The sequence below is a fragment of the Myroides odoratimimus genome, assembly GCF_038039805.1.
GTDB lineage: Bacteria > Bacteroidota > Bacteroidia > Flavobacteriales > Flavobacteriaceae > Flavobacterium > Flavobacterium odoratimimum_B.
The window spans coordinates 37,916-63,575 of record NZ_JBBPHK010000018.1; the positions used below are offsets into that span (position 1 = coordinate 37,916).

Annotated in this window: 24 protein-coding genes and 1 pseudogene; 5 read left to right on the forward strand and 20 right to left on the reverse strand. The window is 35.0% G+C overall.

The genetic code is table 11. The annotated features are described in order from the left end of the window. Positions 1-26: 26 nt before the first annotated feature. The 9 genes from AABL85_RS13190 to AABL85_RS13230 all read right to left on the reverse strand — a co-directional run bounded on the left by AABL85_RS13190 (position 27) and on the right by AABL85_RS13230 (position 10,445). Positions 27-965 (reverse strand): mevalonate kinase family protein, encoded by a 939-nt coding sequence (locus AABL85_RS13190; RefSeq protein WP_286413378.1) that lies wholly within the window; start codon positions 963-965, stop codon positions 27-29. A 72-nt stretch (positions 966-1,037) separates the two neighbouring features. Further along, a complete protein-coding gene (locus tag AABL85_RS13195; RefSeq protein WP_286413377.1) occupies positions 1,038-1,391 on the reverse strand; it encodes a cysteine-rich CWC family protein in 354 nt (117 codons plus the stop codon). 6 nt (positions 1,392-1,397) lie between these two features. Then, entirely contained in the window at positions 1,398-2,831 is a 1,434-nt protein-coding gene (locus AABL85_RS13200) for a COG3014 family protein (RefSeq protein ID WP_286413376.1), read from the reverse strand. Positions 2,832-2,846: 15 nt separating this feature from the next. After that, the gene (locus AABL85_RS13205) at positions 2,847-3,440 is read right to left on the reverse strand and encodes a penicillin-binding protein activator LpoB (RefSeq protein ID WP_041888725.1); all 594 of its coding nucleotides are present in this window, start codon (positions 3,438-3,440) and stop codon (positions 2,847-2,849) included. A 41-nt stretch (positions 3,441-3,481) separates the two neighbouring features. Then, positions 3,482-3,883: a hypothetical protein gene (locus AABL85_RS13210; RefSeq protein WP_235280504.1), complete on the reverse strand. Its 402-nt coding sequence runs from the start codon at positions 3,881-3,883 to the stop codon at positions 3,482-3,484. Between the two features lie 60 nt (positions 3,884-3,943). Next, positions 3,944-5,029, reverse strand: a complete 1,086-nt coding sequence (locus tag AABL85_RS13215) for a diphosphomevalonate/mevalonate 3,5-bisphosphate decarboxylase family protein (RefSeq protein ID WP_286437227.1) — start codon at positions 5,027-5,029, stop codon at positions 3,944-3,946. 383 nt (positions 5,030-5,412) lie between these two features. Beyond that, positions 5,413-7,761, reverse strand: a complete 2,349-nt coding sequence (locus tag AABL85_RS13220; RefSeq protein ID WP_341310420.1) for a TonB-dependent receptor domain-containing protein — start codon at positions 7,759-7,761, stop codon at positions 5,413-5,415. Between the two features lie 979 nt (positions 7,762-8,740). Further along, entirely contained in the window at positions 8,741-9,220 is a 480-nt protein-coding gene (locus AABL85_RS13225) for a hypothetical protein (RefSeq protein ID WP_041888705.1), read from the reverse strand. 1 nt (position 9,221) lies between these two features. After that, positions 9,222-10,445: an NAD(P)/FAD-dependent oxidoreductase gene (locus tag AABL85_RS13230; RefSeq protein WP_341310421.1), complete on the reverse strand. Its 1,224-nt coding sequence runs from the start codon at positions 10,443-10,445 to the stop codon at positions 9,222-9,224. Between the two features lie 125 nt (positions 10,446-10,570). Between AABL85_RS13230 and AABL85_RS13235 the strand changes: the two genes are divergently transcribed. Further along, entirely contained in the window at positions 10,571-11,122 is a 552-nt protein-coding gene (locus AABL85_RS13235; protein WP_286413371.1) for a hypothetical protein, read from the forward strand. A 9-nt stretch (positions 11,123-11,131) separates the two neighbouring features. After that, a complete protein-coding gene (locus AABL85_RS13240; RefSeq protein WP_341310422.1) occupies positions 11,132-11,542 on the forward strand; it encodes a hypothetical protein in 411 nt (136 codons plus the stop codon). Here the strand turns inward: AABL85_RS13240 and AABL85_RS13245 are convergent. From AABL85_RS13245 to AABL85_RS13295, 11 genes and pseudogenes are all read right to left on the reverse strand, one after another. Next, entirely contained in the window at positions 11,539-11,712 is a 174-nt protein-coding gene (locus AABL85_RS13245; protein ID WP_006262708.1) for a hypothetical protein, read from the reverse strand. The genes AABL85_RS13240 and AABL85_RS13245 overlap by 4 nt on opposite strands. Beyond that, complete coding sequence (locus AABL85_RS13250) at positions 11,699-12,409, reverse strand: carboxypeptidase-like regulatory domain-containing protein (protein WP_341310423.1); 711 nt, start codon at positions 12,407-12,409, stop codon at positions 11,699-11,701. Before AABL85_RS13250 ends, AABL85_RS13245 begins: the two co-directional genes overlap by 14 nt. Positions 12,410-12,481: 72 nt before the next feature. After that, a complete protein-coding gene (locus tag AABL85_RS13255) occupies positions 12,482-13,195 on the reverse strand; it encodes a M949_RS01915 family surface polysaccharide biosynthesis protein (RefSeq protein ID WP_341310424.1) in 714 nt (237 codons plus the stop codon). Positions 13,196-13,206: 11 nt separating this feature from the next. After that, positions 13,207-13,935: pseudogene (locus AABL85_RS13260) on the reverse strand (YqjF family protein). A 127-nt stretch (positions 13,936-14,062) separates the two neighbouring features. Continuing rightward, positions 14,063-15,070, reverse strand: coding sequence for a TQO small subunit DoxD (locus AABL85_RS13265; protein WP_286437216.1), 1,008 nt, complete (start codon positions 15,068-15,070; stop codon positions 14,063-14,065). Between the two features lie 107 nt (positions 15,071-15,177). Next, positions 15,178-15,567, reverse strand: a complete 390-nt coding sequence (locus AABL85_RS13270) for a hypothetical protein (RefSeq protein ID WP_286413365.1) — start codon at positions 15,565-15,567, stop codon at positions 15,178-15,180. 80 nt (positions 15,568-15,647) lie between these two features. Further along, positions 15,648-16,148, reverse strand: coding sequence for a hypothetical protein (locus AABL85_RS13275; RefSeq protein ID WP_341310425.1), 501 nt, complete (start codon positions 16,146-16,148; stop codon positions 15,648-15,650). Positions 16,149-16,159: 11 nt separating this feature from the next. After that, on the reverse strand, positions 16,160-16,648 hold the full coding sequence (locus tag AABL85_RS13280; RefSeq protein WP_341310426.1) for a hypothetical protein: 489 nt from the start codon (positions 16,646-16,648) through the stop codon (positions 16,160-16,162). Positions 16,649-16,741: 93 nt separating this feature from the next. Further along, positions 16,742-17,101 carry a hypothetical protein gene (locus AABL85_RS13285; protein WP_341310427.1) on the reverse strand — a complete coding sequence of 120 codons (360 nt, stop codon included), beginning with the start codon at positions 17,099-17,101 and terminating at the stop codon, positions 16,742-16,744. A gap of 468 nt (positions 17,102-17,569) precedes the next feature. After that, a complete protein-coding gene (locus AABL85_RS13290; RefSeq protein ID WP_341310428.1) occupies positions 17,570-18,490 on the reverse strand; it encodes a GYDIA family GHMP kinase in 921 nt (306 codons plus the stop codon). Continuing rightward, positions 18,490-19,806 (reverse strand): hydroxymethylglutaryl-CoA reductase, degradative, encoded by a 1,317-nt coding sequence (locus AABL85_RS13295; RefSeq protein ID WP_341310429.1) that lies wholly within the window; start codon positions 19,804-19,806, stop codon positions 18,490-18,492. Before AABL85_RS13295 ends, AABL85_RS13290 begins: the two co-directional genes overlap by 1 nt. Before the next feature lie 213 nt (positions 19,807-20,019). Between AABL85_RS13295 and AABL85_RS13300 the strand changes: the two genes are divergently transcribed. The 3 genes from AABL85_RS13300 to AABL85_RS13310 all read left to right on the forward strand — a co-directional run bounded on the left by AABL85_RS13300 (position 20,020) and on the right by AABL85_RS13310 (position 25,618). After that, positions 20,020-22,185, forward strand: a complete 2,166-nt coding sequence (locus AABL85_RS13300) for a S9 family peptidase (RefSeq protein ID WP_341310430.1) — start codon at positions 20,020-20,022, stop codon at positions 22,183-22,185. Between the two features lie 83 nt (positions 22,186-22,268). Further along, entirely contained in the window at positions 22,269-24,041 is a 1,773-nt protein-coding gene (locus AABL85_RS13305) for a peptide MFS transporter (protein ID WP_286413359.1), read from the forward strand. 38 nt (positions 24,042-24,079) lie between these two features. After that, positions 24,080-25,618, forward strand: coding sequence for a peptide MFS transporter (locus AABL85_RS13310; RefSeq protein ID WP_006257525.1), 1,539 nt, complete (start codon positions 24,080-24,082; stop codon positions 25,616-25,618). Positions 25,619-25,660: the final 42 nt, after the last annotated feature.

Below are 25,660 nucleotides of genomic sequence, written 5' to 3' on the forward strand. Positions count from 1 at the left end.
ATAATATCTATTTTTTCATATCTGAATTAGAATTGATATACAACTTCTAATTTATAATCTTTTAAAGACTCTTTTGCTTTTTCGATATCAGCAGTAAATCCTAAGATATAACCACCTCCACCAGAGCCACATAATTTTAAATAGTAATCGTTAGTCTCGATTCCTTTTTGCCATACACTGTGGAACTGTTCTGGAATCATTGGCTTAAAGTGATTAAACACTACATTAGACAATAACTTCGTATTACTAAATAACGATTTCACATCCCCTTTTAAGAAGTTCTCTACACAAGCATCTGTATATTTCACGAACTGATCTTTTAACATCTGACGGAAACCTTGATCTTTTAGGTTCTCCATAAAGATTGTAATCATCGGTGCAGTCTCTCCTACGATACCCGAATCTATTAAAAACACAGCGCCTTTTCCATCTACGCTTTGAGAAGGAATACCTGCTGGCTCGATATTATCTTTAGAATTAATTAGGATAGGCAAGCTTAGATAACTGTTTAGTGGATCTAATCCTGAACTCGTTCCATGAAAGAATGCTTCCATTTTTCCAAAGATTCCTTTTAATACTAAAAGTTTGTCCTTAGTCAAGTTCTCTAGAACAGTAACTTTATCATAAGCATACTGATCATAAATAGCAGCTACTAATGCTCCACTACTTCCTACACCATATCCTTGTGGAATACTAGAATCAAAGTACAATCCTTGTTCTATCTCAGCGTTTAGGCGCTCTAGATCGAACTGTACTAAAGTAGGTTCTTGCTCCTGCAAATCATGTAGATATGCTGCAAAGTTTTTTAAACTCTGATTAGACTTTAAAGATACTCCTTCTAGATTCTCTGCCATCTTTAATGCTCCCTTATAGAAATTATAAGGAATAGATAATCCTTTAGAGTCTTTAATAATCCCATATTCCCCAAAAAGAAGAATTTTTGAATAAAATAATGGTCCTTTCATAGCTGTTATTGTAAATTCACGTTGCAAAAATACACATAATATTCGCACACCGTCTTTTTTACTACTTTATTTTTATAAATATCTGTTTTTAAAGCCATAAACACAATGTCTACACCCATTTTGACAGCATTGTCCTTTCATTAAATGATACAATTCTGTGAACACAAAATACTCATTTTCCATATAATAATGCACCCCTTCTTCCATCTCACTTCTGCGTTTTGGAAAAGGCTTCCCCTTTGACGAAATCACCATTTCATCAAACTTAGACAAACAATTATTACATAAACATTTATGAAAAGAACCTGCTAAAAAAACACGTGTATCATTAGATATACTCACTTTAGTACAGTCACATTGTTTAATATCCTCCGTATTACAAATTATCTCTGTCTTACAATGTGTGCACACTCTATTCTCACTCATAATCTATTACTTCATTGTGGTGATATTAAAGAACTGCATCTCACCATTACCTTCTAATTCTACTACACCATCGACTACTTGCCCATTAGCTCGCTTCTTAGAAACCTTCACGCTGTTTTTACCCATTTCTAAAGGGATACGAACATAGTTTATTTGCGCAGGTAAGGTCTGCCAGTTACGTGTATCTGCTTTCTCTGAAAACAAGTTAAACAACTGTACTCCTAGTCCTATTCCTTCTAATACCGCATTAGCATCACTATCTTTACTAGTCGATCTTGCCGCCGCTTTTACCGCATATTCCGCAGATTTCTTAACTGCCATCCTCGTCAGTATCTTTCCCAATTCTTTACCTGCACGTTCTTTTAAAGTCAATACAGCTAAAGCGTCTATATCCTCCGCTTTTTCGAACGGCAATACATACGTATCTTTTACTGTAACAGAAGCCTCTGTATAGGGCAATGGTTGAACAATATACTTAGGATAAGCGATGTTAACACTGTGTATATCACTCAAGTTAGTCTTTCCTGCGATACCAAAATCTAATGGAATTACAAATCCTAGAGCATTGGTAAAAACTAAAGATCCAGAGTCTCCTTTTGCTAAAGTGAAGAAAAGGTTCTCCTGTTCTTTAATCGGAGCCCTACCGTTCTCCCAGAACACAACCACATCTCCTCCATTACTTACAGGAACATCTTTTAACTTCAACTTAAACTCCTTCTCATACTTAGCAACATCACCTGCGAATCCCATTTTATCTGCCATACGCATAACATCGTATTTTAGAGCAGTAGGCATTTTCACACCATAATACACTCCTCCTCCAGACTGATAGGTCTCTACTGCGTTTCTATACGCTATAAAAGCATCGTTATAATTCTTGCTCTGTTCATAGATTAATCCTTGTAGATTAAGGGAGAAAGCATCTTTCGAATAACGTTTTGCCTTATCATTATATTTATCACCTTGAGCATAGTTCTGTAGTGAGATACGTCTAGCCTCTACTATAGCCTCATTCGGTTGACCGAGATACATATAGTTTAACGCTTTATAGTAATGGATCATAAATATCTCAAACTCTTCTCCTTTATAATTCTGAGACATAGAGTTAAGGAATAATCCTACCGCTAAATCACCTGTAGTAGAAAGTCCGTCTTCTACCAATAAATCTGCTTGGTTAAAATATTTATTACTTGCTTCATAATCTCCTCTTAAGTGTGCCACTTTTCCCTTTTCCATATAAAAAAGCAATAGATTACGAGGCTTTTGTAATAAAGCATTTTTATCTAAAGCTTTGTCTGCTAGATCTAGTTCAGAAGCACCTACTTTCTGATAATAGTCTGTTATACGGTCATGATATGAAGCACATCCAAACACGAAAAACATCATTGCAAAAAGCAATGATGTTTTTATAACAGAATATATGGTTCTACTTGAAACCATCTATTTTACTTTAAATTAGTTTTTTACGTACTTAGCGATTTTCTTTTCACCAATCCAAACTACTTCATTTGTCTGAATATTTGTCAACTCTAAGTTAACTTGGTAATAAACCACTTTTTTCTTTTTGTGAGAATCTACAATAGAGTTGATAGAACCTTGTAACATAAAGTCAGCTCCTTGTTCTAAACCGAATTGTTTCATAGATGATGATGATGCATTCGTTTGTTGATCTGCACGTTCACCACGTAACTCCTCACGTTTTTTACCTCCTTGAACTAAACGTACTCTTTGAGAACGAATAAATGCTTGTTCCACATCTTTTACAAACGTCTCAGCTTCAATGTGCTCATGGCTCTTATTATAAACCATCCCTACAATAACCACAGGCTTCTCTCCTTTATTCTCTTCGCGGAAGTTAAAGATCCAAGGCTCTTCTAATATTTGCTGAGTCATTTGGTCAGCTACTTCTCTAGAGTCAGAGTTATTCCATCTTCCACTAATGTCGATCGTTTCTTCTGTGCTTACTCTAGTTACTTGACGTCCACATGATGTAATAGCCAGTCCTGAAACAGCTAATATTGCAGCTAATGCTATACGTTTAATTTGCATAATCCTTTTATTTGTTTTTCTTTATGTTTTTTTCCTAATTCTTAAATAGAGAACCACCAGTTACCAGTTCTAAAACCAATATTTGGTCTCCAAGTATTCCAGTTATTCCATCCAGAATAATAGCTATTATAGTTACCATAATACCCATTATCATAGCTATAGTAACTTCTACCATATTTAGCACGAGCCATGCGTTCTTCATGTCTCCATTGCTTTTTCTGAGCTTTGCGCTCCATCTTAGCCTCGTACCAATCGTACGCTTTATAAGTATCCTGTACAGTAGTACTTAAAGTCGCAGTCAGAGAATCTTTCTGTGCCATATACTTTACCATACTTACTCTATAATTAGGGTTTTGATCTGGTGCTAACTCTTGTGCATAAGTTGCTTGACTAAATAGTAAGCTACCTAGTGCTAAACCAAAAATTGTCATTAACTTTCTCATATCTTCAATATTTATATTAGTATATGCAATTAGCATACCGTAGTATAAAGTTACAAAAAATTATTTAATTATTTCTGAACCGAATCCAACTTTATCATCTATATACTGTTCATTCTGACAGAACTGTGCTAATTCTTGTCTTATAAATGTCTGTACAAAGTCTTTATCCCCTTCTGGGTATAAAACGTGTACATTTGCCCCAGCATCAAGTGTAAAACACACATTGATTGATGTTTTTTCTCTAAATGCCCAAATTTTCTCGATGATCTGAAGCGTATTTGGCTTCATTAAGATAAAATAAGGCATAGAAGTCATCATCATTGCGTGTAGAGTCAATGCTTCGCTCTCTACTAACGCTACAAACTCCGTTAAATTACCTTCTATTAATATTTTTTTCAATCGAGCTAGATTCTCATGAGCTTGTTCAAAGCGTTGTGCTGCATAAGGGTGATTATGCATCAAATCATGCCCCACTGTACTAGACACTTTTTTCTCTCCTTTATCCACTAACAAGATAGTATCACAATACCCCTTAAAGATAGGGTGTACCTCAAAAGGAAAATTAACCCCATATAAATCTGTACTTCCAGGTATATCGCGTTGTTCTCCCCATACTACTACACTTCCCGCTATACTTCTACATGCACTACCTGATCCAAGGCGAGCTAAAAAAGAAGCTTTCTGGTCAAAATAGTCTTCTGTCATATCCACATTCAACTTTCTTTCTAATGACATAATATTCACTGCCATCGCTGCCATACCAGACGCAGAAGAAGCTATCCCTGAGCTATGAGGAAATGTATTTTTAGTATCTATCGTGAAGTGATAATACTCGATATAAGGGCAGTATTTTAGAATTCTCTCAAAAAACTTCTGAATCTTTGGTTTAAACTCTTCTTTAGGCTGTCCTTCAAATAAAAGATCAAAACTGATGCCTTTATCTGACTTTGCTTTATACGTCATAGTCGTTTCAGTCTTACAGTTGTTTAAAGTAAAACTCAAAGACGGGTTAGCAGGAATCTGATTCTCCTTTTTACCCCAATACTTAACTAAAGCGATATTACTAGGAGAACTCCATGAGAATGTTCCCTCCTTTACTTGATTAACATCTATATCTTGGCTAAAAATAAAGTCTTCTATATTCATTGTTCATCGATTTCTAAACAACAAAAATAACATCTTTTATTAATAGCCCCTCTATTCTTTTAGAAACTTCTCTTTTTTAGAACAACACTAAGATAAAAGAGCTAATGATTTACACCTATATTATTAGTTCTTTACTTCCTTCTACTGTAAGCAAAGTGTAATAAAATTAACCTTCATTCTCTCAACAGAATAACATTATTCAAACACTATAGAAAAACTCCTAAGTAATGATGTTTAGGAATTAAATGTCACATCAGTAATTAGAAACCTCTACATTATACTTTTCTTCTAAGCTGTATTAACTTCTAAAAAAACAAAATTACACTAATCACTAAAGATTAGTTATTATACAAGCAAAAGCTCTATTACAACTTCCATCCTATTTAATTCAGTCGTTCATTTTGTTCTTTTGAAGTTACATTCTTTATTCTCTTATTACCTAATGTATATCTCATATTTATAAAATAGCTCTTAAAATATTCTTGCTTTTTATTAAAGCTATAGGCAGAATTACTAAACCTCATATTAGTATCTGGCCTTAATAAATCGTACGCCCCAATACTTATGTAGAAATCATTAAACGATTTTCCAAAATCAACACTTAGAGAATGTTGAGCATTTACTTTACCGAATACATCTTCGAAACCATTGTCATAACCGTAAGTTAAAGTTAAAACTGTGTTCTTTTTCTTATCAAAAAACAGATTGTTCTTGATGTTGAAATAGAAGTTCGTATTGTCTATTTTTATTGGAATATTATTATACTCTCCTTTAATTTTAGACATTTCTAAAGACATACTGAATGAAAAACTCCAATAGTTCTTAAAGAGATTCTTATTAAAATAGAAATTACCTCCATACCCATCTCCATTTCCATAATTATCTATTGTATTCACAATGACGTTATCAATTACAGCATCAAAATTATTAAATAAATTATGGGTTTTCGCATAACCTAATTCTAAATTATAATCATCAAAAAAGGTATAAGTCAAACCTATAAATGATTTTTTAGTATTTTTAAGGTAAGGATTATTCACCCTAATTGAATTCGGTGAGTTTATATATATAAACGGATTAAGATTACTATAAGGTGTGCGAGTTATAGAACTAGCAAAATTTAGAGTCAATTGATGCTCATCACTTATTCCATACAAAAGGGCTACAGATGGAAACAAGTTAGAATTACTAATTTTTACAGTTTCTGAGTCTGATTTTAAAGTACCGTCTGCCGATAAATATTCGTAGCGCAAACCAATAAGCACTCCAAAAGTCTCTGAAAACAACTTACGGTAATTCGCAAATAAAGCAAAATAGTCTTCTTTATACTTAAACACATTAGTTTGCCTATCATCAGATACATATTCAACACCATTGTAATTCCCAAGAAAGTTATCACTTTTAATATTACTCTTTGAATAATTAATCCCTGTAGTCAGTTTACTACTGTCTTTGAAGTTTTTCTCATATTCTGTTTTAAACTCTATTAGTTCTGCAGTATTGTCAGGATTTTGGATAAACCTCTTTTCTTTGCCATTCGCGTAAGCGAATACATTAAACATATCTCTATTATTCCTAGAATTATAATAGTTAAAATCTGAGTTTATACTACTATCTAAAGTATCTAATATAATCTTATGGTTTAAGTTATAATACACTACATGGTAATTACTTATTTTATCTTTATTTTTTGCAATATTCAAGGAATCTAATTGGTTGGTTGTTACATTGTAATAAGAACTAACAATATCTCTATTGGCTTCGTTATCACTGAACCTAGAGCTAAAACTCATACCTATAGTCTGATTTTTGCTAAGAGTATAATCAATATTTACATAAGGAGTATAATTTGTTCCTTTTGTAATAGCATTACTTTCTATTTGAGTTTCCTCATTACTTTTAAAGTCAGTATAAGAATCATATCTATGTGCTTTATATTTAGAATTTTCCAATTTTACTCCAGAAGTGACCGCCCATTTATTTTTAGAGAACGCTAAGTAAGCTGAACCGTCTTGTGTATTATAAAATGATTGTGTAGACTTAGCATTTAATACTACTTTAAAAGGCTGTTCCTTTGTTTTGTTTACAATCACATTGATGATACCATTATCACCTGCCCTATAACCACTCCCAGGATTCTCTATCACTTCTATTTTCTTTATATCTATTGCAGGGATAGATTGTAACATACTCATCGCCACATTATTACCCCCTACATTTCTACCATTGATAAGAACCAATACACTCTTGCTATTTTTAATCTTGATTGATTTTCCGTCAGGAGTAACATTGACAATAGGAACAGTATTTAAAAACTCTAATGTAGATTTATTTTTAGCTAATACTGAGTTAGAAATATTAGTTACTTCATATTTATCGAAGTTTCTTTTCATTTTAAGCTTCGACTCTATCATTATTTCTTTCAATTCTATTCCGTAGTCGATGGTAATCCTTCCTAAGTCTACATCGTCAATTAAGCTTATCTCTTTCTTAAAGAGTTCATTCCCTAAATAAAAAATTTTAAATAGGTATTTCCCTTGTTCTTTCTCTATCTGAAAAAAACCATTCTCATCAGAAACATCAGATACTAATAAAACTCCATCTTTGGTTTGTAATTGTATTGTTGCAAATTCAATAGAATTACCGTCTGAAGTAAGGACTTGTCCTTTTATTTTAGTTTGTGAAAACAAAAATAAAGGCAACAAAAAAAAGACTAAGATATACTTGAACATTTGACAATATATTTACTTAAATACAAACTGATCTACTGTAAACAGAAGGATTGTAAAAACTTTTAAATCATACAAAAACTAACAACTGGTCTTGGGACTCTTTCTAGATTATCATAAATAATTTGAAACTATTAATATTATTTTTAACAAGAAAATTAAACAGCTCTTCATACTGAGTACCATTACAAGCTTTTGAGGTAACATGCCACTCAATAGAGCTAAACACTAATATATTTGCTAATTATAATGGTACCTTTTCACTATTTAGATATACTTTCTGAGTCATATTCTATTCGTCTACAATATATTTTAATTATTTTGATTACACTAACAAATAATCACAACAAAACAACTCATATCACAACAAAATATTTACTTATATAACAAAATAAACATCATGTCACATTAAACAATAATAAAGTTAGAAAACATTAACTTTAAATTAACTTAAAAAACAAATATAGTAAACACAGTTCAATGTACAACATACGAATTGTGTTTTTCAATAAAATAAAAGCATCTGCTAATAGCAAACTCTTTTATTTCATTGATTTTCAGTAAGTATTTACAATATAATTCTTTCTACTAATTTATAGTTCACTATTTACTTAGCCATAGTTTAGCAACACTCTTTATGCCCCCCCTAATCGTATAGACGTATACATAATAAAACAATATAGGCGTTACTATGAACTCTACTTTCTCCTTTAGGTCAGTAATCTCCAGTATAAAAAAATCAAATAGTTAAAAATAAGCATGTTACAAAAAAAAACAAACCTCCTCCCTCCCCTTAATCGCAATTAAATAGGATAGTGTTCTCATAGTGATCGCATTAAAAAAAGCCTTAATTATGTGAGCACTATCCCATAACTATGCGACCACTATGCGATAAATCAAAAATAAACCAACGAAAAAGGCAGTAAAACCGTGGTTTTACTGCCTTTTCTGATATTTTATATTTTCTTTAAAATGATTGTTTCTATTTTCGATATTGTGCTATTGCCTTCTGTATAGCAGGTCTAAACTGTACGCTGATATAATCTTCACTAGTAGGTGCACTAAACATAAACATAGGATTCTCAGGAAACCCCTCTGTCGTTCTAAATAAGACGAAATAACTCTTACCTGCTTTACCCGCATTCATCCATTCGTCAAATTTATAATAATCAGCTACAGAGCGTCTCTCTCTCACCACAATCAGTACATCGTTTATCTCATTCCACTTGAGTTGCTTCTCTTTGAGCAGACTTTTATACGTCACTCCTTCTGCGTCTATACTTACTTTGATAAAGAAGCATTTATAGACAAAAACGACGAATAGGAATAACATAACAGCACTGAGAGACTTGGCTAATCCATTGCCTACTTGTATAAAGAAAATAGACATCCCTAAAAAAGGAAGTAAACAAAACACGAATAGCAATATCTTACTCGTCAAATTATAATAACTAAACCTCATCTTATTTATGCTCTATTTTAGTAGTTATCGCTAATGCAGCAAGGTATCCGTTCGTCCATGCATTCTGAAAATTAAACCCTCCTGTGATGGCATCTATATTTAAAATCTCTCCTGCAAAGTACAAATTATTGTGCAATTTACTTTCCATAGTTTTAAAGTTAACCTCTTTTAGGTCTACTCCTCCAGCAGTAACAAACTCGTCTTTAAACGTGCTTTTACCATTGACTTGATATTCTCCTTGAGTCAACTCCCCACATAGTATATCTAACTGCTTATTAGTCACATCTGCCCATTTGGTATCTTCTGCTATTCCTGATATCACGACCATACGCTCCCATAGTCTATTAGGCAGGTCTAATTCTATACGCTTAATCACATTCTTTTTTGCATGATCTTTACGGATGCGTTGCAATTCTTCTTTTAAAGATTCGAAGCTGTGCTGTGGCATCCAATTCACTGTGATATGAAACTGATATTTCTTGTCTGCTAATATTCTAGCACCCCAAGCAGAAAGACGCAATATACCAGGTCCACTCATCCCCCAGTGGGTAATTAATAAAGGTCCTGATGCTTCTAGCTTAGTCCCCTTAACACTTACCTCAGCAGGTGTAGCTACTCCCATCAAATCTTTGATGCGCTTATCATTGATATTAAATGTAAACAATGAAGGTACTGGCTCTACGATCTTATGTCCTAATTCGGCTACTGTATTCCACATCTTAGGATTGCTCCCCGTAGTCATGATTAGATAAGTCGCTTCGTAGTTACCTGTTGTGGTATCTAGCTTCCAACTGCTCTCTTTCTTAAAGATGCCCTGTACACTACTACTCGTGATGACTTCTATCTTAAGCTTCTGTACTGCCTTCATAAAACAGTCTATAATAGTCTGAGAAGAGTCTGTATCAGGAAACATTCTACCATCCTCTTCTATCTTTAATGTCACGCCATGTCTATCAAACCATTCAATAGTATCACCTGAACAAAACTGATGAAAAGGCCCTAATAGCTCTTTTGCACCGCGAGGGTAGAACTGCGTTAATTCTTTCGGATCAAAACAAGCATGCGTTACATTACATCTTCCTCCTCCTGATATTCTTACTTTAGAAAGCACTTCTTTTCCTCTCTCGATAATCGCTATTTTTAGTCCTTTATTTTGTTCTGCAAGATTAATTGCAGTAAAAAAACCTGCTGCTCCACCTCCGACTAATATGACATCATAATTCATTGAAAAACCTATTTTAACGTTTAAGACTCTCTTCTAGAGTTTTTTTATTGAGTGTAAAAAATTATCTTTACGCCAACAAAGATACTTACTTACGATCGCACCACTATCATTGTTAAATTAAGAATATGAAAAAATTACCTTTCTTAGCTTTAATTGTCTTGTTCTCTATGTGTAAATCTGCTTCTCACGTAGCGACTAAACCACCTAAAGAACTGACAGTAGATGAGCGTATCGAAAAAATCAAAGAGGAAGACAGACTTCCTGAAGAAGATGATGTAATGGACCTACCTGATTATGCTCAGGTGAGAGACGACTTTAGATCTGTAACAGACAAAACTAGAGATAATTACCTTAGAGGTATGAATGCCTCTGCTGATAACTACTCTGTAGTGATCTTAACTAAAGGCTTCAAAGGAGAAAATATCTCTATTAAAGGAAGTAGCAAAACCTATTACTACGCCATGACCATGAGTGACCTACGCTCAGGTATAGCTAAGTCTATACGTGTAGACAACACTCAGAATATAGTATTAAAAGACAGTTATACAGGAGGCTCACTGACGATAGAAAGTGACCATGCTAAAATGTTTAAATTCATCTATGTGATGAAAAACAACGCGAATAAGGAAACTCCTTTTAAAGTAACATTTAGCAATACGCTGCGTCCTGTTCGATAATCTTCAATAATGGAAAAAAGAGACCTTGTCCTTAGAATGATACAACAAACGGCTCAATTACTTAGAGCCGTTTTTAATTCGCTTCCTATCGATAACTTCGAGACCGAACAGCAAGTACAAGACTTCACCTCTTCTATTAAGGAGAACTTACACCTAGATATAGACAGATTTATCCTTCATACAGATGAAGAAGCTTTAGCATCTTTATTAACCATAGAGGGAATGGATATAAATAATATAGAATCACTGGCTGACATTCTAAGACTACTAGCTCTCAAAACTCAAGATGCTTTAGACGATAAAAGTGCTCTCCTAAATAGCAAAGCACTCCTGTTATTTCAATACGTATCAGATACATCTAAGACCTACGATTGGGGAAGAGAGAATAAAATCAATACCCTAAAAAGTCGTCTAACTTAGTTCTTAGAAGCTCTCTTTTCTTTAGCTCCGATCACTAAGGCAAACAACAATACTACTACTGCCGAAATAAGCAGAAATAGTCCTATCCCAAAGTTTTGCATTGCTACTAGACTTGTACCTATAGATATCATTAATAATCCTACTATTAATAACCCTTTACTTCTCTTCATATTTCTTTTTGTTTCTACTTTTTTTATACGCTTTTACTACTACTTCACCTATTAATGACTCATTACTTACTTCTAAATGAAAATCAATATTATTTGTTGATCTACCAACTTTGATTTTATTATCTTCAAATCCAATAAATGAAGCTACTAAAGTAAGCCTTTTAGTATTATATTTTTTAGGAATAACTAACTCATACTCTCCTTCCATATTAGTTTGAGTACCAATATTAGTTCCTTTAATCATAATAACCGTACCAGGTAATTCAAGGTTTGACTCATAAACCTTTCCTCTAATTACTCTAGCATCTTCAGACTTAATACCATTCTGAACAACTGTTGGTACAGAAGTACTTGTCTTAGTATCTTGACATACAGATTCTACCTTTGGTTTCTCTTGAGCTACAGCTGTACTTATAGTTGTTAGCGCTAACAAATTTACCATCGTAGCCACCATACCATTCAGTCCAAATGACTTGCTGATCTTCTCCTCCTCTAAGTCTGTACCTATATACTGACGTGGAATACGCCCGCATATCTTTCCTTCTTTCTTTATGATAGCAATGATGTCTTTCTTACTTGCTTTAGAGAAGTCAACGACTACTTTATCACATACAACACAGTGTCTCCCTTTATCTTGAGGAGTCATTTTATCCCAATCTTCATGACAGGGTTCTGGTATTTCGATTCTGTATTTCATAGTTACTATTATAGCGAATGATAACACAAACATAAATAATAAAAACGCATAGATACCACTATGCGTTTTTTATTATTTAAAACTATTGGCTATTTTCTTCCAGCCTTCTTCTACCGACTTAGAGAATACTTTCTTCGTCTTATCTGCCTTTTCTATCACAGGCTTATCTACTTTGCCCTCACTAGGTATAGATGCTCCTTTGGCTAGAATATTCTCTTCACCATTAAACAACATGACTTTTAAATCATACTCTCCTTTCTCACCATCATTACAGCTTGTCACATAAGACACGATCACTTCAGTCACTCCATCATTATCTAAATCAGTCACCACAGTCCCCATAGGCACATATCCTATATATGGTGCAGGGCTTCCTTCACCACAGGGTACGACATCATACATCTTCATCGTCATCACATAGCCATTATCATCATCTTTATTCGTGAACATATACATATAGATTTCACCTTTCGTTCCAGAAGAATATTGACCAAACCCTTTCTGTGATAAGTCTCTATAAGGGAAATACCCTGTAGTTGTTAGAATCAATATTTTCTCTCCTTCTTTATCTTTCCAACTAATAGATTCCATTACAGTTCCTCTAAAATCAAAGGTCTTCGGAATATCGTTATACAATAGCGTCTTTGCCTTAACAGGAGATTCCTTATCGTATATCTGCATCTTCCATTTAGGTTGTAAGGTACGCTCTAAGTTTCTTGTGTTTTGTCCCATCGCAACAGAGGAGATAAACAAAAAACTACAGCACAAAAAAAGTAATCTTGACATTATATACATTATTAGAGTTTGATTTTTTCTTTATCCCATGACACTACTACAACACCTTTAGAATAATGTTGTGCAATTACATCAGCTTCTGTCAAATGCAGATTGCCTATACTATAATCAAACTCCATTGTATCAAATTTTATTGTTCTAATAGGCCATTCTTTATGGTGTATCTGGTATCGAAACAGTTCTTCATGTACATATACTTAGAGACAATAACGCTCTGTCAACCACAAATCTAACGTAGTCTTATTCTTAACTTTCTCCCCTTTCTGATACTCAAGCTTTAGAAAGAAGTTCTTCTTCTCGTTTAAAGATAAATAAGCATTTTTCTCACGAATTATATCTGACTTTTCATAAAGCAACCCAGATATCGTACGAGATACAAATGCAGATAGGCTCTTCCCTACTTCTATATTGATAAAATAAACTCCAGGCTTTCCATCTACCACAACATAAGTACGTACGTTGATCTCATCAAAATCAGATACCATACTCACCGCAGGTAAACGACGTGGGCGAATATTCTCCATCGTGAATGGCACGATAGATACATAGTACTTCCCATCTAGACTATCCAGTTCTAAGTCTTCTGGCACTAAGGGTCTCAGTACCTCTAAAGGCACTTCAAAATGTAAAAAGATAGCTCTATTCCACTCTTGATAGAACTTCCAAGGTCCTTCAGGCAATGCCCAAGGGCGATGGGATACTGAACTTAACACATCATCTATTTGGCTCATATTGTATTTTTACTAAGCAATTTACATAAATAAATACAACCTTCTCACTATTTAAAGATAATTAATATCAATCAAATACCCTCAAACCATCAAGAGCTGAATAGAAGCTACCTTATCACTATATTCATTAATTCACTTCCGCTGTCCACTCAATCCCACTGATATCTATCAGTCGAAGAACAACACTCTGTTTAGGATGCTCAACACTTGGCTCAAAAGTAATATCTGCCTTTGCGCCTAAAGGAATAATCAAACTGTGTTTACCAGGAGCTATCTTAGCTACATAGCGATTGCTGATTTGTTCTTTACTCAGTTTAGACAGTGCTTCACCATCCCACTTTTGGATAACTTCTCCATCCATAGTTTCTAATTGCACACCTATAAGGAATGATCCATATACATCTGCACCTTCTACGCGATATACTTCAAACTTCAACTGTCCTTCTCTCCAAGTCACATCTGCCAATTCTAGCTTAGGCTTAACAGACTTATTGTGTAGCGTACCGAATACACCTCCGTGGAAAACTTGATTCGTATATAAGGTCAATAATAACACTGCAAAGGACCCTATGAATACCACAGGCTTAAGATTCTTAATAGGTAATTCACCAGAGCCTAAGAAACCAAACCATTTCTTAGTAGTAAATGCCTTGCCTTTCTTTGCAAAATAATAGTCTAGAGATCCATATCCTCCCCCTGTCAAGAATAACATAAACCCTGTTGCTACACCTAGTACTCCGATCTGCCATTCGTCTAGACACGTTGTCCCTATCCAGCCAGAGCCTAGTAAGATTCCCATCGCCAAAAAGAATACTCCTACAGACATCAGCCTAGTGAATAGACCTAACATGATAAACAATCCTACAATAGCCTCTACTATTGTAAAAATAACCATCGCCCACCATAGCATATCAGGATTACTCACTAGATATTCTATAAGCGGTTTTATCCCTAAAGCATTTGGCAAAAAGTGATTAAACTTTGCGCCAATATATCCCGCTTCTTCTTCTATTAATTTGTTCTCTAATATTAACCTACGCCAAAAAGCAGAAAAATAAGTCCATCCAACTACTAAGCGAATTCCAAGTGTAAAAAATCCAGCCGTTGTATACGACTGCTTATTAAAAATTTGCATGATTTTAAATTAAAATAGTGTAATCAATTTGTTTTAACTCATTAAAATACACACCTATCTATCGTTCATTCAAGAGAATAACAACACTTAGGCAAGTATATAATTCCTTACGCTATAGCTAATTTAAACTGCTGATATAATATATATTTAGGAGGATCTGTTCCTGCTATACTAAGGATATAGTCTAGTTGTACCCCCTTACTGTGATGAAATAATGCCAAGTCTACTCCCGCTGTATAAGCTAACGAACTCAACGATATTCCTTTTACTTTTTGTTTTAACTGCTTTGAAGAAACAGTTACAGATGAAGTCTCTACATCACAAGAAACCTGATTAATACCCAGTGCTTTATTTGCATTCAAAGGACGTTCCATCTGAAGCCCAGACACCTCAAAAAAAGCCTTCTTGGCAGAACAGCCAACTGTAGTAAACATCAAGAGTGCTATCCATAGATAACACTGTATTTGTACCGCTACTTTCTTTTTCAAGGTTAACATCTAGTTTATAATCTCATCATTAAAGGCTCAAAAATAGCCTTTTAAGTTTAATTTTAACAATTACAATTGACAAAGTATTGTTAAACTAAGATTGTCAACAACACGAGAAAGTTCTCTTCATCTATCCCATCTACCTTAAAATGAGCTTTTGTACCAGAACACATTTTCTCTCTAGACAATACAGACAGGCACTGACCATAATCTGCTAAACCATAAAAAGAACTTCCTAGATACACCATGACACCTTGTGGATAAAAACAGACTATCTCTCCTTCTACATAATCACTTATTTCCTGCTTAAACAAAGTCCAAGACTCTTCATAAGGCATTTTACTCTGTAACCATTGAGCTAAAAATTCCTCCTGAGTTATTTGGTTCAGAAACTCTTTATCCTCCTCTTCCAATAACGTTTCTGGCAAAAAGAACTCTTGATTTCTTATCTCAATATAGCTATTCGTCCAACGACCGTTATGATTGGTCACACTACGCAGATAATAGCCTTCAGCAGATATTTCATAATAACTGATACAATCTTCTACTCCTTCGAGTTCTAAATGATTATAACTATAATATACATTCATATTTATTACAATTAATGAGGTATAAACTCAGAAGGCATACACAATACCCTTTCTAATTTTCGCATTAGCTCTTCTTCTGTATCTACATAAATAGTATGATGCTCTACTATATTATTGAAGTGAACAAGGATTGCCCCTTTAGCAATAGGGTGTTTAACCTTACCTAGCGATATTTTAAACTGATTATCTATCCAGATCACCTCTATAAATAGTTTATCATTACTAGCGAAGTATAGTAGCTCATTGGATTGATAACTCTTCGTCCCTCTTATCAGTTTATGAATGACAACATACCAATACCCATACTGAACAAACTGTAGCAAATCCCGATCTGTCTGATTCAATAACTTTTGCACAACCTCTTTCACAATCTCCAAGTCATGATTCTGACAAAGGACTTCATACTCTCTAAACTCACCTTCATAATCCCAACTGCCCAGTACACGATTATACTCCATATATTCTACTTCATACCCCACCTTATCATTTCTATACATCACATACACACCTTTACCATCCTTTACACTCTCAGCCGTAAATAATAAAGTATCTTCTAGATATCCTTCTCCTATGGGATTATTAATACCTACAGATCAATGCTCTGATACCGCTAATGCCCATGACCACTGTGTGTGCTTTTCTATTTTCTCTATAATTTCCTTCTGACGCTTATAAAGTTGAGCTAAGTACTTACCATCACGTCCTTTCTTCTCATCTTCTTCTATATACACTAACCAATCTTTTAAGATATCCATGAACACCAACTTCCCTTCTGCTGTTAGATCATCTTCATATAGAACTACTTCACGCTTCAGCGCTCCATATTCATCAAAATTACTTGAAGAAACAAGACGCTTATTCTCAGCAAAACTCAACAAAGTCACAATCCCCTCCACCAAACTTCCCTTATGTCCTGCTAAATATTCATCGATGTCTAATATGATTCTTCTCATGGTATTCTTTTTATTATGCTAAACGATCTAATCTTTTATCATTCTTATACAGTGTCAAAAATACGAAAGCCTATAATAATACTTTCTACCTGTGGCGATATTGTATACTTATGCCTATTAATGAACACTTATGGCCACATAAAATGGGACACTACACTACAAAAAAAAGAGGCTATCCTACAACAGATAACCTCTCCAGATTGTCATTCTCTCCAACTTGCTCATAAAGATTCAGACTTTCTTTACTTAAAACCTACATTAAGCATTAGTAAAGCCTAATTGTTAATATCGCTATTTAATTAAATCAATACTCAAAACATAGCACTTATGCCTCTTCTTTAATTAACGATAGTCTCTTTGTGATATCAACTTAAGTATCACTAATGAATCCAATAGATTTTGTTTTAAAATACTATATTATGAAAGGATAAATATAAAGCTTTAAAATCAAAAATAGTAGTTAAACTTCTAAAAAAGAATCATATTCTCAAAGTTTACTATTATTTCGTAGCCTTTAGAACTAAAATACTCCAAAGGGTCATTTTTAGAAACGACCATTACAAAATCTCCTCCCCAGCCTCCTAGACTCTTGATCGATCCGTCGAAGTCCGCAAATAAACTTTGCTTCACAGTAGCGACTCCTAATACCTCACTCATAATCTGCTCATGCTCATCCATTAATTGACTAAACTCTTCTAATGTAGTGCTCACAGACATCGCCTTACTAATCTCTGATATACGCTCTATCTGATGGTGAATACCATGGCGCTTCGCTTTAAAATTAGCAATAGCCTCTTTACTGCTCTTCTTCTGATTTAGGTATACAAAATATAAGTGCTCTTTAAAAGACGGGTTAAATGACACCAGCTCTACCTGTGGATGGTTTACATCAGTCAGGGTATAAAACACTCCCTGATTATGACGCGCACAGGCAATATCATATCCACTACCACCAAAAGATTCTTGTAATAATTGATATGGGTTGATATTGAACCACTCCGCTACATTATTAATCCAAGTAGAAGAAGTCCCTAATCCCCATAAGCGAGGAAAAGTTAACTCAGATACCACCTCATATCCTGTTCCTTCTACTAGGATAGAAGGATTCTGTCTATGTGCAGCACGCAGTACATCTACTAGCGTTTTATAATACTCCGATTGATGTTCGATTTCATGCGTACCTAGTACATCTTGCAGAGGCACTACCTCACTCATCCAGATACTACCGTCCACATCGTAGCTCGTCCAATGAATACAGTCATCTTCCTTCTCCTTCACCTTCAGTGACTGTCCATACTTAGTAGGCAAGGCAAAAGCCTTAGCCCCTTCTAGCACGACATACTCTCCTGAGATAAGTAGCTTTCCGTTGCTATAATATTCTTTCACCATTATTTACGAAGGCTTTCTAGCAGTTCTACTACTGCACTATGAGATACCACATTCTTTTCGAAATGAGCTACTACTTTTACTCTTTCTGCATCTGTTGCCTTGAACTGGTTTAGGATATTCATTAAGTGCATCTTCATGTGTCCTTGTTGAATACCTGTCGTTGTCAATGATTTCACAGCAGCGAAGTTCTGTGCTAATCCAGCTACTGCTATGATTTGCATTAACTCAGTAGCAGAAGGACTCTGAAGCATCTTTAAAGCCACCTTTACCATAGGGTGTAATGAAGTCAGTCCTCCCACAGTTCCTAGTGCTAGTGGTAAATCAATCCAGAACTTAAAAATACCATTCTCTATACTCGCATGAGATAAGCTGCTATACTGACCACTGCGAGCCGCATAAGCATGTACTCCTGCCTCGATAGCTCTGAAGTCATTCCCTGTAGCTAGTACCACAGCATCTACCCCATTCATCACTCCCTTATTATGTGTTACTGCTCTAAAAGGCTCTACCTCTGCGATACGCACAGCTTGTACAAATTTCTCTGCAAATAACTGTGGTGCTTTGATATCCTTACCTTTTAGGTCTTCGATAGGACAGCTAACTTCTGCTCTCACCACACAGTTAGGCACATAGTTAGACAGAATGCTCATCACCACATCTATTGCTTTCTCCTCTTCTGTAAACGCTGTACAGTTCATCGCCTCAGCTTTTAGCGTTTTAGCGATTTGCTCTAGACAAGAGTTGATGAAGTTTGCCCCCATACTGTCTTTTGTCTCGAATGTCACATGCAGTTGATAATAATTATCCACATCAGCAGTCTTATCTCTTAGCTCGATCGCTGAGATACCACCTCCGCGTTTCTGCATATTCTGCGTGATAGAGTTCGTATCTTCATAGAACTTGCTATCTATATCTTTAATAAACCGAACTAGTTTACTCTTCTCTCCTTTATATATAAAGTGTACTTGTCCTATCTTCTCTGTCCCTAGTATAGTAGTCTTAAACCCTCCGCGCTCTGACCAGAACTTAGCAGCCTTAGAAGCTGCCGCTACTACAGAGCTCTCCTCTATTACCATCGGAATAGTGTACCATCTATCGTTAATTCTAAAGTTAGGTGCTACACCAAAAGGCAAGTAAAAATTCGTGATTGTATTCTCAATAAACTCATCGTGAAGTTTCTGTAATTCCTCATCTGAATTCCAATATTGTTCTATCAATTCTACTGTATCAGCAGAATTAGAAAAATAGGTTTGTGCTATCCAATTGATTTTGTCACGTTTACTCAGCTTAGAGAATCCATTAATATTACCTTCCATCTTTATTTTTGTTTATGCCACAAAGATAACTCATTCTTACAAGGTTAAAAAAACTAAAAAAACAGCTATTAGTACTTTTTGTTTATGATATTATGATTTTTATTACCAAAATAGCTTCAACAGAATTAGACTTTTTTTGGTTTATTCGAAAAATAAATTGGTGTAAATCATATTTTTTCATTAAAATTGGAAGTTTTTTCGATTAAATAGATAATGAAACACCTTAACCTAACCCTACTATTTTGTATCATAGCTACCCAAATTGGGTTAGCGCAGAAACAAATTGCACAAGAAGAAATTTGGAACGGCACATTTAGAACGAAAGTAATGCAATCCGTTAATTCGATGGAAAAATCGAATCAATACTCACGCATTGAACGCGTTGCTAAAGACCACCAAGAAATAAATCTTTATAACTTCGAAACACTAGAAAAAGCAAAAACAATCTTTTCTACTAGTGCGTTTAAAGATATTAAATCGATCGATACTTATATCTTCGATCATAAAGAAGAACAATTATTAATAGGGACGAACACCACTCCTATTTACCGCCGTTCTGCTTTAACTGATTTTTATTTGTTCAACCCAACTAAAAATTCATTAGTTAAAATAGCAGATCACAAAATATCTGAACCTACATTCTCTAATGATGGTTCTAAAATAGCTTATGCATATCAGAACAACTTATATATCTATGATATAGCTTCTCAGAAAACACAACAGATAACGAATGATGGTAAAAAAAATCATATCATCAACGGTATCTCTGATTGGGTATACGAAGAAGAGTTTGGTATCGTACGTATGTTTGATTGGAATAAGAATGGAGACAAGATAGCTTATATCAAATTTGATGAGACTGACGTTCCAGAATATTCAATGGATGTATATGGAACAGGACTTTATCCTACTCAAGACAAGTTTAAATACCCTAAAGCAGGAGAAAAGAACTCTCTAGTATCTATCCATATCTACGATGTGAAGTCTAATCAGACAAGTAAAGTAGACTTAAGCGAGTTTAACGATTTCTATATCCCTAGAATCAAATGGACAAATGACAATCAATACTTAAGTGCTCAAATCATCAATAGACATCAGAATGACTTAAAAGTATTCTTCATCGATGGAAATACATTAAGCAAAAAACTGATTCTAAATGAGACAGATAAGGCTTATGTAGATGTAGCTACGCTTAGCTTCTTAGACAACAACGATTTCGTATGGCTGAGTGAGAGAGATGGTCATAACCACTTATACTACTATAACAAAGAAGGTAAATTAGTAAACCAAATCACAAAAGGGAATTGGGAAGTAACAGATTACTACGGTATCGATACTAAATCTAAGAAACTTTATTTCCAGTCTGTAGAAGAAGGTTCTATCTATAGAGGAGTGTATTCTATAGACCTTAATGGAAAAAATAAAAAGAAACTATCTGAGAAATTAGGAACGAATAGAGCGATATTCAGCCCTAACTTTGAACAGTTTATCAATGTGTACTCTTCTAGTACAGTAGCTCCTACTTACACTTTACAACAATCTAAAACAGGTAAAGTGGTAAAAGAAATTCTAAACAATAAAGAATTAGAGAGCAAATTAGTAGACTATAACTTGCCTACTAAAGAATTCATACAGATTCCTACAGTTAACGGATTACAGCTTAACGCTTGGGTGATGAAACCTAAAGACTTTGATCCTGCTAAGAAATATCCTGTGTTTATGTATCAGTACAGTGGTCCTGGATCACAACAAGTAGCTGATAAATGGTTAGATTCTAACGACTACTGGCATGCTATGCTTACTCAGAAAGGGTATATTGTAGTAACTGTAGATGGTAGAGGAACAGGATTCAGAGGAGCTGAGTTTAAAAAAATGACACAAAACCAATTGGGTAGATATGAAGTAGATGACCAAATCATCGCTGCTAAATACCTAGGTCAACAATCTTATGTAGATGCTAGCAGAATAGGTATCTGGGGATGGAGCTACGGAGGGTTTATGTCTTCTAATGCTATCCTACAAGGAAACGATGTGTTCAAACTAGCTATCGCTGTAGCACCAGTGATTAACTGGAGATACTATGACAGTATCTATACTGAGCGCTATATGACTACTCCACAGGAGAACCAAGCGGGATATGATGATAACTCACCTATCACACATGCTTCTAAGCTAAAAGGTCGTTACCTTCTAGTACACGGTACTGCTGACGACAATGTACACGTACAGAATGCTATGACTATGATAGAAGCGTTAGTACAAGAGAACAAAGACTTCGACTGGCTAATCTATCCAGATAAGAATCACGGTATCTCAGGAGGAAATACAAGATTACAATTATATACAAAGATGACTAATTTCATCTTAAACAATTTATAAGCCAAAATAACCTTACAACCAAAACCAACCAAAGTACTATATCACCAAAAAGTACGAACTAAAACAAACTAATAATTACTTAAATGTCAGCAGAAACAGCTACAAACTCAAACCTGTTTAAATCTAATGTGCTTGGGCACCCAGCAGGGTTATTCGTTCTTTTCTTTACAGAGATGTGGGAGCGATTCTCTTTCTACGGAATGAGAGTATTGTTAATTCAATTCTTAACAGCTAAAGTTATCTTTGGCGATGCATTCTCAGGATGGGGATGGTCAGCAGAACAAGCAGGTGCACTATATGGTACTTATGCCATGCTATTATACTTAACACCTATCTTAGGTGGAGTTATTGCAGATAAATATATCGGTTCTAGATGGGCTGTGATTATCGGAGCTATCATCATGACACTAGGTCACGCATCGATGGCTGCAGAAGGAATTTCTAAACTATGGTTCTTCGTAGGACTTGCATGTCTTGTGATTGGTACAGGTTTCTTTAAACCAAATATGCCTTCTATCTTAGGAGAAATGTACAAATCATTACCAGACAAAAAAGATGCTGCGTATACCATCTTCTACATGGGGGTAAACTCAGGTGCTTTCTTCGGAATGATGCTATGTGGATACTTAGCAGAAACTAAAGGATGGCACTACGGATTCGGATTAGCAGGTATCTTCATGCTATTAGGTACGATCCAATTCTGGTTAGCTAAACCATTAATGGGAGACCTAGGTGAACTTAAAAAAGTAGACACTACTGTAGAAAAAACACCAGAGCAGATCAAAGAAGATCAAGATACTAAAAACCCTTACACACTAGTAGACTATATCTTAATCGCTATCGTATCTGTAATCGGTTTATTATATGCATTCAATGATCCATTATCTAAAAACGGAGTACTAGATCTATTTGCATCCTTAGACACAGAAGTATTAAGAGGACAGAACATCATGGCTATTCTAGCCCTTATCACGTTCTTATACTTAGTGATCTCACGTATCTTGCGTTATGGAAAAGTGATTAGAGACAGAATGTTCGCTGTAATCTTATTAGCGTTCTTCTTAATGTTCTTCTTCATGAGTTTCGAACAAGGGGCTACATCGTTAGTACTTGTAGCGAGAGACTATGTAGACAGATCATTAGAAGGGACTGCATTAATGGCTTTCAACATTATCAATACATGTCTTACAGTGATTCCATTGTTAATCATCTCATGGGTACTTGTATTATTAGCAAAAGCTACTTGGTCAAAAATCGCGATGTCTAATATTATTTTATTCATCTGTTTTGCTGGTATCTGGGCTATGGCTATCTATATGTTGAACGCAGAGTTTAATAAAGAAGTATCTGAGATTACTGTATCTTGGTTCTCTATCTTGAACTCATTCTTCATTATTTCGTTAGCATCTACAGTGTCTAAACTGTGGGATTCTAAGTATAATCCATCAGCTGCATTTAAGTACGGTATCGGATTAATCTTCGTAGCTATCGGGTTCTTAATCTTAGGTTTAGGATCTATGGGAGCTACTGACGGAGTAAAAATGTCGATTATATTCTTAATATTAACGTACTTATTCCATACCTTAGGGGAATTATTTATCTCACCTGTAGGACTGTCTTATGTTTCTAAACTAGTACCTGGCAAGATGCTTGCATTCATGTTCGGTATGTGGTATTTAGCCTTAGCTATCGCTCAGAAATTTGCAGCCATCTTAGGGGGACAAATCGAAAATATTAAAGAAGAGTACTCACTTAGTCACTTCTTCTTCCTATTCACATTAATACCTTTTGCAGCAGCAATCATGGTAATGCTAGTGAACCCATTATTGAAAAAACTAATGCACGGTGTTCGTTAAGAACACAGTGCATTGCCCAATAATAAATAACTAAAAAAATGAGTCAACAACAGACATTAGAAGAGATTCAGAATTTCTCAGGTAAATACCCTAAGCAAATCTGGAGCTTATTTTTCTCAGAGATGTGGGAGCGTTTTAGCTTCTATGGAATGAGAGGAATGTTGGTTTTCTTTATGATCGACCAACTACACTTTGAAGAAGCACAAGCTAACTTACAGTATGGAGCTACACAAGCATTCGTGTACGCATTCACATTCTTAGGAGGTATTTTCGCTGACAAAATCTTAGGTTTCCGTAAATCTCTTTTCTGGGGAGGCTCGATGATGATCTTAGGTAGTATTATTCTAGCTATAGATCCACACGCTTACTTTTTCGTAGGTATTGCATTTACTGTAATTGGTACAGGTTTCTTTAAACCGAATATCTCTACTATGGTAGGATATTTATACAAAAAAGGAGACGAACGTACTGATGCTGGTTTCTCATTATTCTATGCAGGGATTAACTTAGGAGCACTTATCGGAGGATACTTATGTATCGCTATCGGTAAAGGACACTTATTCCAAGACTCTATCGCTGTAGAGAACCGTTGGAGTGTAGCTTTTGGTTTAGCTGCTTTCGTGATGTTAGTGAGTTTAATCAACTTCATCTTTACAAAACGTCATTTAGGACCTATCGGACTACAGCCTATGCAAGTAGCTAAAGATGGTAGTGAGACTAAAATGCCTTTATGGAAAGAAGTAGGAACATACATCCTTACGTTTGCGATGGTACCTGTTATCGTATTCATGATTGATAACACAGACTATACTGCATACTTTATGTACACAGTAGGCCCATTAGCATTGATCTACTTATTCTATGAAATGACGAAGCTGACTAGTGCGGAGCGTAAGAAGATTATCGCTGCCCTAGTATTTATCTTCTTCTCTATTCTATTCTTTGGTATCTATGAGCAAGCAGGAGGATCATTAAGCATCTTCGCAGCGAAGAACTTAAACTCTGATTTACTAGGTATGCACTTAGATCCTAACGGAGTGAATAACTCAGGAGGAGCTTTCTTCATCATCTTCATTGCACCTATCTTAGGTCTATTATGGATCTGGATGGCTAAGAAGAAAATAGAGCCAAATACAGTAATGAAGTTCGGTTTAGGATTTATCCTATTAGGAGCTGGATACTATGCATTATTTGCTACACGTCTATTCGCAGATGCAGCAGGTATGACATCATTAGACTTCTTTACTTTTGCCTTATTGATCATTACTTTAGGGGAGCTGTGTTTATCACCAATCGGTCTGTCGATCATGACTAAACTTTCTACAGCTAATCTACAAGGGATGATGATGGGTATGTGGTTCTTAGCGAGTGCTTACGGACAGTATGTAGCAGGTATCTTAGGAGCTGCTATGTCTAAGAGTCGTTCTGAAGTAGCTACTGGTAACCATCCTAACTATGATGCTCTATTAGCGTATACTGATGGGTATAAAGATTTAGGATTATATGCAGTAATCGCAGGAGTAGTGTTAATCGCACTTTCTCCACTTATGAAAAAACTTATGCAAGAAGTTAGATAGTTCTCTATTCTATCATATTAATCAAAGCGTCTTAGGCAACTA